General features: G+C 53.6%; 16 protein-coding genes. 12 read left to right on the forward strand and 4 right to left on the reverse strand.

Translation table 11 applies throughout. The annotated features are described in order from the left end of the window. Window positions 1-94: 94 nt before the first annotated feature. The 8 genes from ltrA (at window position 95) to ACL02P_RS03910 (ending at window position 10,598) form a co-directional block, all read left to right on the forward strand. The gene (gene ltrA / locus ACL02P_RS03875) at window positions 95-1,513 is read left to right on the forward strand and encodes a group II intron reverse transcriptase/maturase (RefSeq protein WP_036646752.1); all 1,419 of its coding nucleotides are present in this window, start codon (window positions 95-97) and stop codon (window positions 1,511-1,513) included. Between the two features lie 704 nt (window positions 1,514-2,217). Next, window positions 2,218-4,449 carry a hypothetical protein gene (locus ACL02P_RS03880; RefSeq protein WP_260070908.1) on the forward strand — a complete coding sequence of 744 codons (2,232 nt, stop codon included), beginning with the start codon at window positions 2,218-2,220 and terminating at the stop codon, window positions 4,447-4,449. Between the two features lie 26 nt (window positions 4,450-4,475). Further along, complete coding sequence (locus ACL02P_RS03885; protein WP_127575100.1) at window positions 4,476-5,231, forward strand: hypothetical protein; 756 nt, start codon at window positions 4,476-4,478, stop codon at window positions 5,229-5,231. Between the two features lie 43 nt (window positions 5,232-5,274). Continuing rightward, window positions 5,275-6,672, forward strand: coding sequence for a glycosyltransferase family 2 protein (locus tag ACL02P_RS03890; protein ID WP_036624697.1), 1,398 nt, complete (start codon window positions 5,275-5,277; stop codon window positions 6,670-6,672). A 129-nt stretch (window positions 6,673-6,801) separates the two neighbouring features. Beyond that, on the forward strand, window positions 6,802-7,614 hold the full coding sequence (locus ACL02P_RS03895) for a response regulator transcription factor (RefSeq protein WP_009225286.1): 813 nt from the start codon (window positions 6,802-6,804) through the stop codon (window positions 7,612-7,614). A 66-nt stretch (window positions 7,615-7,680) separates the two neighbouring features. Continuing rightward, complete coding sequence (locus tag ACL02P_RS03900) at window positions 7,681-9,021, forward strand: nucleotide sugar dehydrogenase (RefSeq protein ID WP_407673974.1); 1,341 nt, start codon at window positions 7,681-7,683, stop codon at window positions 9,019-9,021. Window positions 9,022-9,035: 14 nt separating this feature from the next. Next, on the forward strand, window positions 9,036-9,962 hold the full coding sequence (locus tag ACL02P_RS03905) for a hypothetical protein (protein WP_412836848.1): 927 nt from the start codon (window positions 9,036-9,038) through the stop codon (window positions 9,960-9,962). 123 nt (window positions 9,963-10,085) lie between these two features. Beyond that, window positions 10,086-10,598 (forward strand): Crp/Fnr family transcriptional regulator, encoded by a 513-nt coding sequence (locus tag ACL02P_RS03910; protein ID WP_412836849.1) that lies wholly within the window; start codon window positions 10,086-10,088, stop codon window positions 10,596-10,598. 84 nt (window positions 10,599-10,682) lie between these two features. Here ACL02P_RS03910 and hmpA read toward each other — a convergent pair whose 3' ends face one another. After that, the gene (hmpA, locus tag ACL02P_RS03915; RefSeq protein WP_412836850.1) at window positions 10,683-11,897 is read right to left on the reverse strand and encodes an NO-inducible flavohemoprotein; all 1,215 of its coding nucleotides are present in this window, start codon (window positions 11,895-11,897) and stop codon (window positions 10,683-10,685) included. Between the two features lie 444 nt (window positions 11,898-12,341). On the opposite strand from hmpA, the gene ACL02P_RS03920 reads away from it, so the two are divergent. Then, a complete protein-coding gene (locus tag ACL02P_RS03920; RefSeq protein WP_323076849.1) occupies window positions 12,342-13,007 on the forward strand; it encodes a YitT family protein in 666 nt (221 codons plus the stop codon). Window positions 13,008-13,033: 26 nt separating this feature from the next. Here ACL02P_RS03920 and ACL02P_RS03925 read toward each other — a convergent pair whose 3' ends face one another. Then, window positions 13,034-13,522 (reverse strand): DinB family protein, encoded by a 489-nt coding sequence (locus ACL02P_RS03925; protein WP_412836851.1) that lies wholly within the window; start codon window positions 13,520-13,522, stop codon window positions 13,034-13,036. Between the two features lie 131 nt (window positions 13,523-13,653). Here ACL02P_RS03925 and ACL02P_RS03930 point away from each other — a divergent pair, with 131 nt between their 5' ends. Continuing rightward, on the forward strand, window positions 13,654-14,220 hold the full coding sequence (locus ACL02P_RS03930; RefSeq protein ID WP_260070914.1) for a CGNR zinc finger domain-containing protein: 567 nt from the start codon (window positions 13,654-13,656) through the stop codon (window positions 14,218-14,220). 65 nt (window positions 14,221-14,285) lie between these two features. Here the strand turns inward: ACL02P_RS03930 and msrB are convergent, their stop codons facing one another. Beyond that, window positions 14,286-15,275: a peptide-methionine (R)-S-oxide reductase MsrB gene (gene msrB / locus ACL02P_RS03935; protein WP_412836852.1), complete on the reverse strand. Its 990-nt coding sequence runs from the start codon at window positions 15,273-15,275 to the stop codon at window positions 14,286-14,288. 454 nt (window positions 15,276-15,729) lie between these two features. Here msrB and ACL02P_RS03940 point away from each other — a divergent pair, with 454 nt between their 5' ends. After that, window positions 15,730-16,431, forward strand: coding sequence for a TerC family protein (locus ACL02P_RS03940; RefSeq protein ID WP_009225295.1), 702 nt, complete (start codon window positions 15,730-15,732; stop codon window positions 16,429-16,431). A gap of 87 nt (window positions 16,432-16,518) precedes the next feature. Here ACL02P_RS03940 and ACL02P_RS03945 read toward each other — a convergent pair whose 3' ends face one another. Further along, window positions 16,519-17,340, reverse strand: coding sequence for an AraC family transcriptional regulator (locus tag ACL02P_RS03945; RefSeq protein WP_009225296.1), 822 nt, complete (start codon window positions 17,338-17,340; stop codon window positions 16,519-16,521). A 149-nt stretch (window positions 17,341-17,489) separates the two neighbouring features. Between ACL02P_RS03945 and ACL02P_RS03950 the strand changes: the two genes are divergently transcribed. Continuing rightward, window positions 17,490-18,548, forward strand: coding sequence for a Gfo/Idh/MocA family protein (locus tag ACL02P_RS03950; protein ID WP_036645265.1), 1,059 nt, complete (start codon window positions 17,490-17,492; stop codon window positions 18,546-18,548). The last annotated feature ends 19 nt before the right edge of the window (window positions 18,549-18,567 follow it).

An 18,567-nucleotide genomic window follows, 5' to 3' on the forward strand; every position in this document is an offset into this window, starting at 1 on the left:
GAAACAAGATTTATCATGAGAAGTCAGCAGACGCCATAGTACTGCGAACAGTCGACGGTTCGAGGGAAGGGCTGAACCTTAGGAGGTGAAGTCAATGAAAGTTACCGAAACAGGAGCCAAGGGCAGCCAACTTCCAACGGAAGACTCTCTGCAAAAGAATAGTGCGGAACACGAAGGATATGCGGGAGTGCACAGTCCTGCGAGGATAACCGAAACCGACGACACCAACGCAACCGAGTCGAAGGACCGGTTGCTTGAGAAAATCGTTAGCAGGGACAACTTGAACGAAGCATTCAAGAGAGTCAAAGCGAACAAGGGATCGCACGGAATCGACGGGATGGGAGTAGATGAACTTCTACAATATCTCAGAGACAATGGCGAGACCATCAAGCAACTGATCTTGGGCGGCAAGTACCGCCCGAATCCCGTTCGAAGGGTAGAGATTCCCAAAGAGAACGGAAAGAAGAGAAACCTTGGCATTCCAACAGTGGTTGACCGAGTCATCCAGCAGGCAATCGCCCAAGTGCTTACGCCAATTTATGAGAGGCAGTTTTCAGACAACAGCTACGGATTCCGACCCAAACGGAGCGCACACCACGCGATGAAACGAAGCCAACAATACGTGCAAGAGGGATATCGTTACGTGGTGGATATGGACTTGGAGAAATACTTTGACACCGTCAACCAAAGCAAGCTCATCGAAGTGCTTTCAAGAACGATCAAAGACGGACGAGTGATCTCGCTCATCCATAAGTATCTCCGGGCGGGAGTCGTCGTGAAGCATAAGTTTGAGGACACGGAAATCGGCGTACCGCAGGGAGGGAACCTAAGTCCGATTCTCAGCAATATCATGCTGAATGAATTGGACAAGGAACTGGAAGCAAGAGGACATCGATTCGTGCGATACGCAGACGATATGCTCATATTCTGCCGGAGCAGGAGGAGTGCGGAGCGTACCCTGACGAAAATTCTCCCTTACATCGAGAAGAAGTTGTTTCTCAAGGTAAACCGGGAGAAAACGATCGTGGACGATGCGACAAAAGTTAAATTTCTTGGCTTCTCATTCTACCAGAGCAAAGGGGAAACGCGGGTCAGAATCCATCCCAAATCCGTATCCAAGATGAAAGCTAAAGTGAAAGAGCTAACGTCGAGAAGCAACGGAATGGGCAACACCGACCGGGCGCTGAAGCTTAGGCGTTACATCATGGGATGGGTAAATTATTTCAAGCTTGCTGACATGAAACAACTACTCCAAACCACTGATAAATGGATGAGAAGGCGTATCCGAATGGTCTTCTGGAAGCAATGGAAACGAGTGAGGACGAAACTCGAAAGGCTTATATCGCTCGGAATTCATGAACAGAAGGCGTGGGAATACGCAAACACAAGAAAGGGCTATTGGAGAATCTCCAATAGCCCAATCCTCTCGAAGTCCCTCGGTAACAATAGGCTGAAGAACCTCGGATTCCTTTTCTTTTCTGATTATTATCGACAAGTTACTGCGCATTCCTAATGGAACCGCCGTATACCGAACGGTACGTACGGTGGTGTGGGAGGTCGGCTGCCCAATTAATGGGTAGCCTCCTACCCGATTTAACGGAAGGTGAAAAATGGATGGGCTGGGATCGGAAGGGAGTGGGCGGGAAAACGTCATTTTTTAGGAAGGAAGTCGCCGATCAAGTCAGGATGGCATGACGCAAAAACGTCTTCCGAGATGCTGAAAAAACGATAGTCCCAAGCTGGGACCTGGGAAGCTTTTTTTGTGAGGGGCTGTAACGGAAGCAAATCGCGAAAAACCGCAGAATGACGCGATTTTCGGACAAGACTTTGGTATCAATTTTGTAACCATTATGGAAAAGGGTGTAAAAATTGAGCGAAACCTAGATGAATTTCGCACGTCTATTATCACGAAATGAACCAACCGGACAAGGGTGCCGAAAATCCGTATCCCCCCGGAAAACAGGCCCAACTGTAAAACACTCCCAACAGCCTAGTTACACGACAGGTCCGGTTGGTTCATGATTAAAAGTGATTTTGAGAAGCGGAGGTGCGAATCGGCCATACTGCATCATCACCTGCATAGCTGCATAGAAAAGCGGCCGTACGTAAGGTTGCTGCCCTTATTGCTCATTGGAGGCCAGACACAGCAGGGGCACCGATCTTAAACGGAACGTGCACGAGAAGAAGAACAGCGAGGTGAACTAAGAGGTAAATCCGATGACGACATTAGCGAAGAAACGATTAGCGATCGGGCTCGTTCTGGCAGGCCTCTTGATCGCAGGCTGCGTGGTGCTGGTCGTATTAAACTGGCCGCCGCCCCATTACAGCTATGCGGCAGAGGACGGAACCGAGCTGAAGTTCCGCACCGAAGGGGACAAATTTCTCGCCTATGACGGCGAGAGCCGCTGGGAGGAACTGTTCGTCAAAGGCGTCAACCTGGGGGCGACGGTGCCGGGACATTTTCCTGGGGAATTTCCGATCACGGAAGACGACTACTTACGCTGGTTCCAACAAATTGACGATATGGGCGCAAACGTCATTCGTATTTATACGGTGCATAACCCGGTGTTCTACAAGGCGCTCGTCAAATACAACCGGGACAAAGGGAAGGATCCCCTCTATTTCATTCAAGGGATCTGGTCGCCGGAAGAGCAGCTCATTGAGCAGCAGGACGCTTATATTCCGGGGATCAAGGAAGCCTTTCACAAGGAAATTGAAAAAGCGGTCAAAGCTGTATACGGCGATTTGAAGGTGCCCAAGCAGCCGGGAACATCGGGCGGCAAATATACCGCCAACGCCGCTCCTTATCTCATGGCTTGGCATATCGGCACCGAATGGGACCCGGAAATGGTGGATAATACGAACCGCAAGCACGCGGATGTTACGCCGTATCAAGGACAGTATTTTGCGGCGACCGAGGAAGCAACCCCGTTTGAGAGCTGGCTCGCGGAGCTGGTGGACGACACGGCTCAGAAGGAGCGGGCTTACGGTTGGGAGCATCCGATCACGTTTACGAATTGGGTGACCACGGATGTGCTGGAGCATCCTGGTGAACCGTTGTTCGAGGAGGATCTGGCCAGTGTGGATGCCACCCATATTCGGCCGGTGAAATGGGAAGCAGGATACTTCGCTGCTTATCACGCGTATCCGTACTATCCCGACTTTTTCCATCTGGATAAGACGCTCGAGACGATTCCGGACGGAAATGGGGATTACAACACCTATAAAGCTTACTTACAGGAGCTCAAAGCTTACTATAAGGACATTCCGGTTATGATTACCGAATATGGCGTCCCGTCTTCGCTGGGCGTCTCCCACCTCGGCCGAGGGGGGCGGAACCAGGGGGGCCACAACGAACAAGAGCAAGGCGAAATCAACGTCTCCCTGACGAAGGATATTTACGATACCGGGTATGCCGGCGCGATCTTGTTCATGTGGCAGGACGAATGGTTTAAGAAGACGTGGAATACGATGCGCTTTGAGATCCCAGAGGATCGGCGCGCCTTTTGGCTGAATGTGCTCACCAACGAAAAACAATTTGGCCTGTTGGCCATGGGCCCCGGGAAAGAAGACGACCTCATCATCGATGGCAAGCTGGACGATTGGGACGCGCTGCCGGAGGGAGAGGTCCAAGCCTGGGATCAACCAGCGGCTGGAATCGACCGGCTGCAGGTAACGCACGATGAAGCTTACGTTTATGTCGGGCTGCGGCTCAGCGAGCCGTTCGCCCCTGCTAAGCGGTTGATCCGGCTGGGTGCGAATACGCAACCTGGCGGCAACCAGCCGGTGTCGGAGATGCCGGGGCTGCGGTTAAACGACGGCCTCGAGGCGATCGTAAATATCGGGAGCGATGAGGAGACCGAAGTGCGGGTGGCGCCAAGCTACGATTTCCACCGCCGGCTTTATGGGCGGTACGGGTATTGGATGCTGGACGATCCCACCGAGGAGCAAACCGTGCAGTTTCAACCCTGGAAGCTGGCGGTCAGCTTGACCATGACGCCTCCTGATACCCGATCGGCCCATCCGTTTCAGGACATGACCGTCGGTCAGCTGATTCGCGGCACAACCGACCCGGGGAGCGGTGATTTCAACTCACTTGCTTCTTGGCAGTACAGCGGCAATGAGGTAGAACTGCGCATCCCTTGGATGCTGCTGGGCTTCGCGGATCCCAGCTCGCGCCAGGTCATCGACTACCGGCCTTTGAAGGAGGACCTCGCTTTCTCGACGACCGAGACCGACGGCATCACCTTCGTGCCTTGGATTGAGGAGCGAAGTGAATCGGGCACAGATCACGGTGACAGCGGGGAGAACGTTGCTTTGGACACGTTCCCCAAATACGTATGGCAGCCTTGGGAAACCGTGCAGTACACCGAACGGCTTAAGTCCGGTTATTACGCCTTGCAGGCGTTCTACCGCACCTTGCCAGATCGCAGGACCACGGGAGAATAACCAGGCGCCGAGAGGAGGAAATGAAGATGGCGGGTCAGCATCTTGGCCTGGCAATTGCCTTTATTTATGTATGCTTGGGGCTGATCGGCATAGGCATACTGCTCTTGTTTTACTTAAAAATCCGGCATTTGCGCATTCAGCGTAAAACGAAGGAATACTTGCAGAAGCACCAAGACTATTTCATGTTCCTTCAGGCTCATTTGGGCGATGCTGAGGAGCTTCCGCTGCCGCCGGGCAAGCTGACTGAGCTGGAACGGCGGGTGATCCAACAGCGGGTAACCGAATGGATCGAACAATTTAAGGGCGATCTGCAGCAGAAGCTGATCGCATTATGTTACAACGCTGGCTTTGTCCAGCAGGACCTGAAGCTGCTCGACAGCTTGTTCTACGGCCGGCGGATCGCCGCCGCCTACCGGCTTGGCGGGATGCGGGCGGTGGAGGCGGTGCCGCGGCTGCTCACGATGCTGAAGGATCAGAAATACAGCCCGCTGAGCATCGTCATTGCCCGCTCAATTGCCAAGAGCGCGGAGCATGAGCAGCAGCTCAGAGATATGCTGGTCTATCTGTTGCGTCATGGCAAACCGATTCACCATCTCGCCGCTGACATTCTGATGGAGACGCGGCTTGACACCAGCCGGCTTCTGCTTCAGTTGATGAAGGAAGACAATCCGGATCTGGTGAAGGTGGCGATGGCTGCGATGCGCGGCCAAGAAATGCCGGGGCAAGTCCCGGCGCTGGGGCGTTATGCGTTTGCGCTTGAGAGGAGGGAGACCACTGCTTAGAGATATTTTGCTGATTTATGGTCTGTTTGCGACGTATTACGTCATGTCGGTTAACTTGATTTATTTTTCGATTATGACGTTCTCGTTCCGCCAAATTTTGACGATCTTCCGCCGGGCGGCCTATTCGAAATACAACACGCTGTCCGGTTCTGAACTGGTACCGCCGGTCTCGCTGCTGGTGCCTGCCTTTAATGAGGAACTCACGGTTATTGAGAACGTGAAATGCTTGATGACCCTGAACTATCCGACTTATGAAGTTATCGTTATTAACGACGGATCGAAGGACAACACGCTGGGCGTGCTGCGGGAAGAATTTGAGCTGATGCCGCTAGAGAATCCAGACGTTCGTCACACGATCGACTGTCAGCCGATTACGGCGGTGTACCACAATCCGAAGTACCCGCATCTGTACGTCATCGACAAACCGAACGGCGGTAAAGCCGATTCGCTGAATGCCGGCATCAACCTGGCGCATTATCCGCTCATTTCTTCGATTGATGCCGACTCGTTGCTGGAGAAGGACGCGTTGATCCGGATGGCCCGGATGTATATGGAAAATCCGGAGGAAACGGTGGCCATCGGCGGCGACGTGCGGATTGCCAACGGCTGCGTGATTGAGAACGGGGCAGTGAAAGAGGTTTCGCTGCCTCGCAAAATCTGGCCGATGTTCCAGGCCACGGAATACTTGAAGGCGTTCCTCGGCGGCCGGATCGGCTGGAGCTCCATCAATGGGCTGATCATCGTCTCGGGAGCGTTTGGCCTGTTCCGCAAGGATTACGTTATTGCCGTCGGCGGTTATCGCGGCGGGTATCCCGGCGAGGATATGAACATCATCATTAAACTTCATCGGTACATGCTGGAGAACAAGCTGAAGTACCGTATCGCCTTCTGTCCGGAAGCGGTGTGCTGGACACAAGCGCCGGACACGTACCGGATTCTGTCGAACCAGCGCAAGCGCTGGGGCCGCGGGAACCTGAAGAACATGATCGAGAACTACGACATGGCCTTTAATCCGAGATACAAGGTGATGGGGCTTCTGACGATGCCGTACAACATTATTTTTGAAGCACTGAACCCTTATTTTAAAATCACGGGGTTACTCGCCCTGATTGGGTACACGCTGATGGACATGACGCACTGGCGGATTCTTGCGATCTTCTGGCTGATCAACTTCCTCAGCGGTTACGTGCTCAGTATCGGGGCGCTCTTACTGGAGGAACTGGCGTTCAAACGCTTCGACAAGCTGTCGGATTTGTGCAAGCTGTTGTTGTTCTCGGCGCTAAAGTTTTTCGGTTACGCGCAGCTCGGGGGATTGTGGCGCATTCAGGGACATATCCAGTTCATGCGCAATAACAACTCCTGGGGGACGATGACCCGTCAAAGCTGGCAGGACAAAGGAGATTCGGCTGCCAAAACAGCCAAGCCGGCCAAGTCAGCCTAGGGATCGGGGAGCTCCCTCCCCCGCTTTGCGGCGGTTGCCGGAAAGGAGATGATAGGGCAAAGGAAGGCTTGGATCCAAGAAGTAACCAAACTTAAGGATAAACTTACGGAAGAAGAAAGGCGGGAATGAATGATGTCAAACCTGACAGCACTGCATAACCAAACGGAACAATCCGGCTTATACGCCGGCATGGGGCAACGCGTGAGGGAAACAGCCAGCGAGGTAAACGGGGTGGTATTCATTTATTCCGCAGGCGGCCCCTCTTACGTGGCATCCCAGGTGCGGGGAATTTTGGAGTCTGAACCTGGACTTCAGTTTGATGTATGGAGCGGGGATGAGCCAGGAAGCGTGGCGGTACTGCTGCCAGGCCTGACACTGGATGCCGTTCACTATCAAGGCTTGCGCCTGAAGCAGCAGCTGCAGGAGCGCATTGCCGATTACCGTCCGCGGATGGCGCTGGCCAGCTTCACTTCGCAGGCAGCGATTACCCCGCAGGTGCTGAGTCAAATCGAGGAAAAAGCCAAACAGAATTACTCCGATGATATTTATATTTTTACCAAGGCTGACATGCTGGTTGTCAAAAGCCGAGTCCTAATCGTGGAAGGGGATCCGGCGGTACGCGAATTCCTTCAAATCCGGCTGAATATGCAGGGCTATGAAACGATGACAGCCGATAACGGCTTGACCGCCCTGGACTTGATTGCCGATTGGAAGCCGGATCTGGTGCTGACGGAGCTGAACCTTTACGGGATCGATGGACTGCCGTATATCCATCAAATTCAGAAGGTCGGCAACGAGCAGATGCCTAAAATCGTTGTGTTAACGGAGCAGCGGGTCGAGAAAACGATCAGCTTATGCTTCCAAAACGGGGTAGACGATTATATCACCAAGCCGTTCTCCCCGGTTGAACTCGACGCGCGAATTCGCCGTTGCATCCAATAATATCTGATTCCAATATAGAGAACATAATGGAGGTAGAAACCTGTGAACAATCATTACCAGAAGCTGATGAATGCGATTGAATCGAAGACCGCCGTACTGGGCGTAGTGGGTTTAGGTTATGTCGGCTTGCCGCTGGCCGTGGAAATGGTGAAGCAAGGATTCCGGGTGGTGGGCATCGATCTGGATACAGCGAAAATCGAGAAAATCCACCGCGGGGAATCGTATATTCACGATATCCCGTCCGAAACTCTGGCCGAAGTGATGGCCACAGGGCGATTCCAGGCAACCACGGATTACGCGGTATTGTCCGAGATTAACGCAGTCAGCATCTGCGTGCCGACGCCGCTGAGTGAAAATCAGGATCCCGATACCTCCTATATCGTCACCGTGGTGGATCAGTTGAAGCGGTATATGAAAAAAGGCATGCTGATTACGCTGGAAAGCACAACTTATCCGGGGACGACGGAAGAGCTGATTCAGCGCGAGCTGGAGAAGCTGGACTATACGGTTGGCGAGGACTTCTTCCTCTGCTTCTCGCCGGAGCGGGTCGATCCGTCCAATCCGAAATTTAATACCTACAACACGCCGAAAGTCATCGGAGGAACCACCAAGGCTTGCTTGGATTTGGGGACGGCACTGTATTCCCAATATGTCCAAACGGTTGTTCCTGTGTCCTCGCCTAAAGTGGCGGAAATGTCCAAGCTGCTGGAGAACACGTTCCGCAGCGTGAATATCGCTTTTGTGAATGAAATGGCCATGATGTGCGATCGCATGGGCATCGACATTTGGGAAGTCATCGACGCGGCGAAGACCAAGCCGTTCGGCTTTATGCCGTTCTATCCGGGACCAGGCATCGGCGGCCACTGCATCCCGCTGGATCCGATGTACCTGAGCTGGAAAGCGAAGGGCTTCCGGTTCTACAGCCAATTCATCGAGCTGGCGCAGTCGACCAACGACAACATGCCTTATTATGTCGTGAATAAAACGTCCAAAATCATGAACGAATACGCCAAATCGATTAAGAAATCCCGCATCTTGATCCTTGGCATGGCGTACAAGCCCGATATCGCCGACCTGCGCGAATCGCCGGGATTGTCCGTGTACGAGCTGTTTAAGGACAGCGGCGCCAAGGTGGACTATTACGACCCGTATGCGACAAGCTTCCGTGAAAAATCCGGCGGCGTGGTGCACAGCGTCGAATACGATCTCGATAAATTCAAAGCCTACGACTGCATCGTCTTGGTGACGAATCACAGCAACTTCGATTATGAAGGAATCGCTCACCTCGGCGTGCCGATCGTGGATACGCGCAATGCGTTCCGCGATTATCCGCTGCCGCATGTGTATAAGATCGGCCACTCCGTTGCGCATATCAAGGAAGAGTCCCCAGCGCTGATCGTAGGTTAAGGATACGAGGATTGATGCTCAAAAAACCGATCTTCGTCCGCCTTCGGGCGTTGTCGGGAAGCAAGCGGCCGGCCCTGCTTGCGCTTGGCGGGATGCTGTTGATGGCTTTGCTTATGTTATTGGCCTTTATCCGGCCATCGGGTTCACATGCGAAGGCGACCTGGATTTGGGAGACGAAGGTTATCGAACAGCAACCGGGTGAGCTGCTGAACTTTGTCCGCGGGCAGGGTGTGGACACGATCTTCTTGCAAATTGGCAGCGGGGTGGAGCAGGACAGTTACCGCAGCTTCATCCGTGCTGCCGCCCAAGCAGGCATCCAGGTGCATGCCTTAAGCGGTCATCCGGAGTGGGCGCTGCGGGAGCACCGGGATGAAGCCGAGGCGTTTCTGAAATGGGTGATCGACTTCAACCGGGAAGGGAAGCCGGAGGAGCGGTTTGCCGGCGTCCAACTGGACGTTGAGCCCTACCTGCTGGACCGATGGCAGAAGGATCAAGAAGCCGTGGTAGAGCAGTGGATGGAGGGCGTCCGCGTCTGGACCGAAGAGGCGAGATATAACGATCTTGCGATCGGTGCGGCCGTTCCGTTCTGGCTGGATCGGATCGACCACCCGAGCGGGGCCTTGCAGCTGCCGCTGGGCGATTGGATGGTAGATCAGTTCGATTATTTGGCAATTATGGCCTACCGGGATGCCGCAGGTCGCATCTATGAAATCTCGCAGCGGACGCTGAATGAAGCGGATCGGCAAAAGAAACGGGTCTGGGTGGGCGTCGAGCTGGGCGAGAGCCGGGAAGGGCCCGGCGTTTCCTTCCATGATCAGCCGCTTGCTTCGCTAGACCGGGAGATGAAAAGGTTGGAGGAGCTGGGGAAAAGGCACGGATCGTTTGCCGGCATTGCCGTTCACAGCTATGAAGCTTGGCATCGTAAACTCAATGGGCCGTAATAACAGAAGGCTGCCCCATAGAAATAGACGGGGACAGCCTTTGTTTTGATCTTGGTTAGGACAGTCTTCTCTGTTTTTGCTATAATAAAACTAATTGGCAGTTGTGGAAATGGAGAGATTGGCATGATCCTACATAAAGGCGAAATCTTGTTCCGTCAAGGGGACGATGGTTCTTTTCTATACCATATTAAGAGCGGGCTGTTTAAGGTAACGCGTCTGCACCCGAACGGGAACATGGTTTTGTTTAATATTTTGTACCCGGGGGAAACGGTACCGCATCATTCCTTGATTACCCCGAAAGAGGTGCACGGGACGGCGATCGCTCTCATGCGCAGCGAGGTTGAAGCGATCCCTGCGCAGGTATGGTATCGCGAGCTTCAGGAGGATCCGAAGAAGCCGCTGGAGGTCGCGCAGCTGTTGCAGGAGAAGGTTCGGTTCATGCAGGAGCGGCTTGACCATTTGACGATAGGGACGCCGGCTGAACGTCTGGAGCTGCTGACGAAATGGCTGGGACAGCATGCTCATGGCGTACCTTTGACCGATTATTTGACTCAAGAAGAGATCGGACAGCTGATCGGCGTACGGCGAGAGACGGTGAACCGGTTGCTGCGCAGCCATGGTCACGACCGGTCGTAAACCGGCTTCACGAACAAAAGCGCGGATAACGGGAGGTTCCTCCTGCTGTCCGCGCTTTTTGTATGTCTCAAGGCTGATTTTCTGTTAGTTGAGCGTATCTTCCAGGCTGTCTGCCGGGCCAAAAAATTCGAAGTGAATCCGCTCGTCCGGTACGCCCCATTCCTTCAAGGCGCGGCGAACCGCCTTCATGAACGGAACCGGGCCGCAGAAGTAAAAGTCGCTGTCAGCTGTCGTAATCGTCTTCAGCCAAGGCAGATCGATATAGCCGGTTTTGTCGCAGCCTTCGCCGGCTTCTGACGTTTCATATACGGTGTAGGCACGCAGATTGTCGTTGATCCGTGCGAGCTCGGCAATATGCTCCTTCATCGCATGGTGCTTCGCGTTGCGAGCGGCGTGGACATAGACGATATCGCGTTTGGTTTCGCCTTGCAGCGCCGCTTCCAGCATGCTGACCATCGGCGTAAGACCAACGCCGCCGCTTAGCAGCACGAGCGGCAGGTTCGACGTTTGATCCAGCGTGAAATCGCCAGCCGGCGCGCTAAGTTCGAGCACGTCGCCTTCTCCGATGCGGGTATGCAGATAGGTGGAGACAATGCCTGCCGGGCGATCTTCGGCGGCATCTTCCCGCTTCACCGAAATCCGATAATGTGGCTTACCCGGTGCCGTGGACAGGCTGTAATGGCGCAGATGGGTAAACTCCTGGCCTTCCGGTTTCACACGGACAGTAATGTATTGCCCCGGTTCATAGGAGGCAATCGCTTGGCCGTCCTCCGGCTTTAGATAAAAGGAGGTGATGACCTCGCTCTCCTTAACCTTCCGGTCAACGATGAAGCGGCGGAATCCGCGCCAACCGCCTTCTTTCTGCTCGACTTCGCGGTACATCTCCGCTTCTACGCTGATAAATACGTCCGCAATGACGCCATACGCCTTGGCCCAAGCATCGAGGATTTCTTCGGTGGCGGCGTCACCCAGCACCGTCTTGATGGCGGCGAGCAGGTTCTCGCCGACAATCGGGTATTGATCCGGCTGGATTCCTAGCGCGCGGTGCTTCTGGGCAATGCCGCGAACGACAGGAAGAATCTCTTCCAGGCGGTCGATGTGCGCCGCGGCGGCATACACCGCATTGGCCAGCGCGGTAGGCTGTTTGCCTTGGCGTTGGTTGGCATGGTTAAACACGTTCAGCAGCTCGGGATGATTTTTGAACATGGTCTGATAGAAGGTTTTCGTAATCGTTTGTCCATGAACTTCGAGAACCGGCACAGTGGATTTAATGACTTCGATCGTTTTTGAATCAAGCATCGGTGAACCCTCTTTCCTTGATTTTTCGTTCCACCTCAGTATAGGAAGCCTTGAATCGTAAAAAGGTGACTTTCGTCACATCGAAAATTGCCAAAGTGTGAACTGCTACTAAAATGCAATGACATCTATCACATTGTTCGCAGAAAATAAAATAGCTTGTCGTCTGTCCCGTGGAGTCATGATTCGTTTTGTGATATAATATGAATAGAAGAAATTCTAACAGAAAGGATCAGGATACCATGTGTCCCCGAAGGACGAAATCCCAAAGGACGATTTGGAAACGTTGTGATCTCTCTTATACTTAGCTCCTTTCGTAGCTAGTCGGTATTTCGGCGACAAACCTACGAAAGAAGCGTGAAATCATGCGAAGGATGAACTCCTCATGGACTCACTCCGTAGGGTGTTGCCGGATGGTCAACCAAACTACGATAAGAGGGATTCCAAATGAGGACAAAAGCAAGATGGCAAACGTACGGTACTCGGTTATTAATGATGTTAGCAGGGTCTAGTTTATTGGCGTTTACGTATTACCACATCAATTTTCAGAACGGACTGTCGGAAGGCGGATTTGTTGGCCTGGCGTTGCTTGGCAAATACTTGTTTAACCTGCCTCCGGCCTTAACCATGATCGCACTCGATTTGCCGATCGTGGTGCTTGCTTGGTGGCTGAAGGGCCATCGGTTCGTGATGAATACGGTGGTGGCATCACTGACGTTTTCGCTGGTTTATGAGCTGTGCGAGCAATTCTCGCCGCTGACGATGAACCTGCACGGCAATCTGCCGTTGGCCGCATTATTGTCGGGTCTTCTCACCGGTTTCGGGGCGGGACTTGTACTGCGGGCCGGCGGAGCGAGCGGCGGGGACGATATCTTGTCCATGCTGCTAAGCCAGTGGTCCGGCATTAAGATCGGTACGATGTTTATTATCATGGATGCGGTCGTGCTGACGGTCTCATTGTTATATTTACCATTCAAAGAAACGATGTTTACCATATTGGCAGTGCTGATCGCCGGCAAAGTGATCACCTGGACCGTCCATTACGGTCAGGGACAGCTGTCGCCGATGCGGCTGCCTTACCACCCAATCAAAGAGAAAACGGCTCGAGCTTAAGGCTCGGGCCGTTTTTTTTAGATTTATTAGGATCTCCAGGATCCCTGCTGCCGGCGGATCAATACGATTTGTCCGGCATGATAGGCATCATGCAGCATCCAGCGGGAGAGCTCGCGTCCGAACGATTCGCCCGTATTGGCGTATGGTGCCCCTAGGGCTTCATCGGTTAAAGAAGCGATCGCCTCGCGCAATTCCTGTTGGATTCGTTTCGTTTCGGCCAGAACGTCGGCCCATGCCGCTTCATCCGAGGTCCCGCCGGTTCCGGCGAAGGTGTCTTCGTTTTTTTCTAAGGCCGGGCCCGGATTGATTCCTCTTAAGCGGCTGAGGATCCGCCCGTTATAATAATTGATGTGATTGACGGTTTGCCAGATCGTATTGCCGCCTCCCGGCGGAGCCCAAGCGGCTTGCTCGGCGGTCAAACCTTCCAATGCCGTCGACAACGGCACGATCCATTCCTCTACATCCCAAGTATTGTCCTTTTGCACGACGAGTAAATCCACGGGGTTAACGCTCATCTCATTTCCTCCTTCATCATTGTAACTGGCTAATTACGATTTAAAGGGTTACAATGGTATTGTAGCAGAAGAAATGAGAAATGTAACCATTTATTTATGAATTAGGTCGTTACAAATTTGGAGGCTTCGAAGTGGAGACATTGTGGAGCGATTTTTTGAACAGCGAGTGGCATGACTGGCGGGGAAGCGGACGCAGCGAAGATCGGCTGGAAAAGCTGAACTGGCAGCAGTGGTTCCTTAATCAATGGCAATTGACTGCTCCTGTGCCGATGCCGGCGGAAGAGGTCTTGGCCATGCGTCATTTTCGGGAACGCCTGCATGCCTTAACGGTCAAACTGGCGGGAGGCGGTAAGATGGAGGAGGCGGATTGGCAGGTGCTCAATAAACATTTGGCGCAGGATCTGGTTACCCGCAGGTTGTCCGGAGAACCGGGAGACATCCGGCTGCAATATGTTCCAGTGACGGAGGACTGGCGCCATGTGCGGGCAGAGATTGCCGCCAGCTTCGGTGAAACGCTGCTTCACGGGGAAACGTCAAGAATTCGCCTGTGTGATAACCCGGATTGCCGCTGGTTTTTTTACGATGACACGCGCAACCGGACGAAGAAATACTGCGAAGACAAGACGTGCGGCAACCTGATGAAGGTACGGCGGTTTCGCGCCCGGAAGAAGACTGGAATCGATCAAAGCGAGCAATAGCGATTCTTCTATAAATAACAAGAAACAGGCGGCCGAGAGGGGCTGCCTGTTTCTTGTTGGGGTATTTACTTTTGCGATTTTGGCGCGTCTTCAAACAGATACAGATATTCGCCGTACCCTTCCTTCTCCAGATCGGCCTTCGGCACGAAGCGGAGCGCTGCGGAATTGATGCAATAGCGGAGTCCCGTTGGTTCTGGGCCGTCCTCGAAGACGTGGCCCAGATGGGAATCACCCAGCCGGCTGCGCACTTCAGTGCGAATCATAAAATGGCTGGTATCGGTTCTCTCCTTGATGTGGTAGCTCCGGATCGGGCGGGTAAAGCTCGGCCAACCGCAGCCGGCATCGTATTTGTCACGGGAGCTGAACAACGGCTCGCCGGAAACGACATCGACGTAAATGCCTTCTTCCTCATGGTCCCAATACTCTCCGGTAAAAGGACGCTCGGTCGCATTATTTTGCGTGACCTCATATTGGATCGGCGTCAGCTTGCGCTTCAGCTCTTCCCGATCGGCAGGGCCGGACCAGTGGCGCTCCAGGAAATCCTCGCGGCCGGAGCCTTTGCGATACAGCCGGTAGTGTCCCGGATTCTTCTTATGGTATTGCTGATGATACTCCTCGGCAGGATAGAATGGGGCTGCCGGCAGAATCGGGGTGACAATCGGTTTATCGAAGCGGCCGCTTTGCGCAAGCTCTTGCTTGGAAGCTTCCGCTTCCAGACGCTGCTGCTCATCATGATAAAATATCGCGGTCCGGTACGAATCGCCGCGGTCATGGAATTGGCCGCCTTCGTCCGTTGGATCAATTTGCTGCCAATACAACTCCAGCAGCTTGCGGTAAGGAAAGATGTCCGGGTCGTACGTAATTTGCACGGCTTCGTAATGCCCGGTATTCCCGGCGCAAACCTCCTCGTACGTAGGGTTCACCGTATGACCGCCGGTATATCCAGAAATAATGCCGTGAACGCCGGGCAGTTCCTCGAATGGTGATACCATACACCAGAAGCAGCCTCCGGCAAACGTGGCTAATTTGAGATTGGAATTTGATGATGAACTCATTTGGGATCCCTCCATTTCATCACTATTATAACTTGTTTTGGCACAAAGCCAAAATGATAGCATAAAAGGCTGGTTCTCTCGTAAAGTGCGTGCTATAATATAACTCAATAAAACATGCATGGTTCCCAAAGGGGAGTAGCTGTTACAATAAAGTCGTCATTACGGGAGTTATACATACCCCGGCTTTATTGGCAACGAAGAGTTGTTAGCGAGACCTTTGCCCGTAGCGAGTATTGGGTAAAGGTCTTTTTTGATGCGTAAATGCGTCGTGCCCAATACGGACACGGCGTATTTTTTTGGAACGGTGGGATCTTCCCGTAGTCCCAGCCATATCGAACGTCCGATTGTACCGTCTCGCAGCCTTTGCAGGCCTGCGGCAATTGACGTGAATGGCGAGGCCGTTATCCAGAAAAAATAGATCCGTTGCATGGAACATTTAGAAAGGGGAGAGAACATGGACTTACTGTCACCGGAATTTTGGATGGCCTTATTATCCATCGTCCTGATCGACCTCGTCTTAGCCGGGGATAACGCGATCGTCATTGGGCTTGCCGCCCGCAATGTGCCGCAACAGGATCAGAAGAAAGTTATCGTATGGGGGACCCTGGGGGCGATTCTGATCCGGGTGATCATGACACTGCTCGTCGTGCAGCTGCTCAACATCCCGGGTTTACGACTTGCCGGGGGGCTTGCATTAGTCTGGATTGCTTATAAACTGCTGATTGAGGAGAAAAGTCATGAGATCAAGGCCGGAAACCAGATGTGGGCGGCCATCCGCACGATCATCATCGCCGATGTCATGATGGGCCTCGACAACGTGCTTGCGGTAGCTGGCGCGGCGCACGGGGACACCATGCTGGTCATTATCGGTCTGGCCGTATCCGTACCGATTATGGTTTGGGGCAGCACGATGATTTTGAAGCTGACTGAACGCTTTCCGATCGTCATTACGATTGGGGCAGCCGTGCTGGCTTGGACAGCATCCAAGATGATCGTCGAAGAACCGCTGATTCATGACTGGTTCGCCAGCCCTTGGATTAAATACGGCTTCGAGCTGCTCATCATCGCCGCTGTCGTGCTGCTGGGCAAATTCATGAAGAAGCGCAAAGCGCGGCTTCACCAAGCGAAAGCGATGCCGCAGACAAACGGAAGTTAAAGGAAAAACGCATGCAAACAACGCCGCAGGCGGCCGATCATTTGGCCCGTCGCGGCGTTGTTTTTTTGCGATTTTTTGGCTCCGGAGTTAAGTGTTGTTCTCCCGGGCAGATAAACGAAACTGCTTAGGCGACATGCCAAACCGCTTGCGGAATACTTTATGAAAGTAGTTGTAGCTGGGGAAACCGGAGCTTTCCGCAACGTGCTCCAGCGACAGAGGGCTGAAAATAATCCGCTCGCGCGCCATGTTCAGCCGCACCTCCAGCGTGTATTGAATCATGCTGGTGCCAAAGGCCTGCTTGAACAGATGCACCGCCCGCGACACGCTGATGCCGACGTGGGCTGCAGCGTCCTCCAGCTTAAATGGGGAGGAGGCGTTTTCTTCGATATAATTTTTCAGACGGTGGGCAAGATAGGTAGGATAGGTGGGCTGCGGCTGCTCGAGCAAATTCCGTTCGATCTCCAGGCACAGAATCTTCAAGTAGTACTCGGAGATTTCCGGCATCGGGTTGGAGATGCGGCGCTGCTCCAGCATAATCTGCCGGAAGGCCCCAACCATCCCTTCGGACAGGGGAACCTTCAAGCGGTGCGGAAGCGGCCGGCGGTTCCACCAGGACTCGATCCATTCCCCGGACAAAAAAATATGGTAATCTCCGCTGGAAACCACCGGTTCGCCTGTTCCGTTCGTTTCGGCTTCGATTTTCAGCTCGTAAGGGTCCCCGGGGGCAAACAGCAGCAAATCCCCAGGCTCAAGCAACTCCAGCCGCCCGTTTAACCGCGTACGGCATTTGCCTAACGTCTGCAGGCGGATCAGATAATTTTCGTGCCCGTTCGGCTGGGTCGTGTGGAACGGCTTGCGGTGCAACGAATAGCCGGCATGTAAAATTTGCAGGTTTACCTCTTTGTTCATCGGTGTCCTCCACAGGGTTCTCGAAAAAAATGACCAGATTGTTCATGTTTCAATCATATTATTCATTTTACATTGGAGCAATTTGAAATACCATGGTACATGGGTAGCGCATCAAATTGACAAACATCTGCTTGGCAGGAGTGACCAAAATGACAGACATCCAGATTGGCATTATCGGCTGCGGCAACATCAGTCCGGCTTACCTCCGTCATTTGGCGAAGAGTGACAGGCTGAAGGTTGTGGCGCTGGCCGACCAGTTTCCGGAGAAGGCGCGCGAGCGGGCCGAGGAATTCGGAATTGAAAACGTATTCACAGTTGAAGAAATGTTGCGGCATCCTAAGATCGACCTGATTCTGAATCTCACGGTGCCTTCGTCCCATGCGGCGATTAACATTGCGGCTCTGGAGCACGGCAAGCATGTCTACGTGGAGAAGCCGCTGGCCATCCACTTGGAGGATGCCAGTCGAATGCTGGAGCTGGCCGCTGCACGCCATCTTCGCGTCGGCTGTGCCCCGGATACCTTCCTTGGCGCCGGACTGGAAACGGCCCGCAAGGCGATTCAAGACGGGCTGATCGGCCGTCCGGCGGCAGCCAGCGCGTTTATGGTAAGCGGCGGGCCGGAGAGCTGGCATCCGAATCCGGAGTTCTTCTATGCAGAAGGCGGCGGGCCGATGTTCGACATGGGGCCGTACTATCTGACGGCGCTGGTCCAATTACTTGGACCGATTCGCCGGATCAGCGGTTCGGCGGGAAGCCAGATTCCGGAGCGGACGATCGGGTCCGGTCCCAAAGCGGGCACCCCGATTCCCGTTCATACGCCAACCCATTACAGCGCAACGCTGGATTTTGTGGGAGGGGCGATCGGTACGCTGGTGACCAGCTTTGACGTGCGGGGCGGCAGCATGCTGCCGCGGATTGAGATTTACGGCACCGAAGGTACGCTGGAAGTCCCTGATCCGAACTGGTTTACCGGTGAGGTGAAGCTGCGTCGGGCCGGGGAAGAGACTTGGGAGACGCTGCCGCCGGTGTTTGCCAGCGGAGATAACGAGCGGGGACGCGGTATTGAGGAAATGGTGCAAGCGATACAGGAAGGCCGGGAGCATCGAGCCAGCGGCAAACTGGCTTATCATGTCCTGGAGGCGATGCATGCGGTTGCCCGGTCCTCGAAGGAAGGTCGGCATATCCTGTTGAGCCCTGTAGAGCTCTAATCGGACTTACTATGATGAA

Source organism: Paenibacillus sp. MB22_1 (genome assembly GCF_047200555.1).
GTDB classification, from domain to species: Bacteria; Bacillota; Bacilli; order Paenibacillales; family Paenibacillaceae; genus Fontibacillus; species Fontibacillus phoenicis.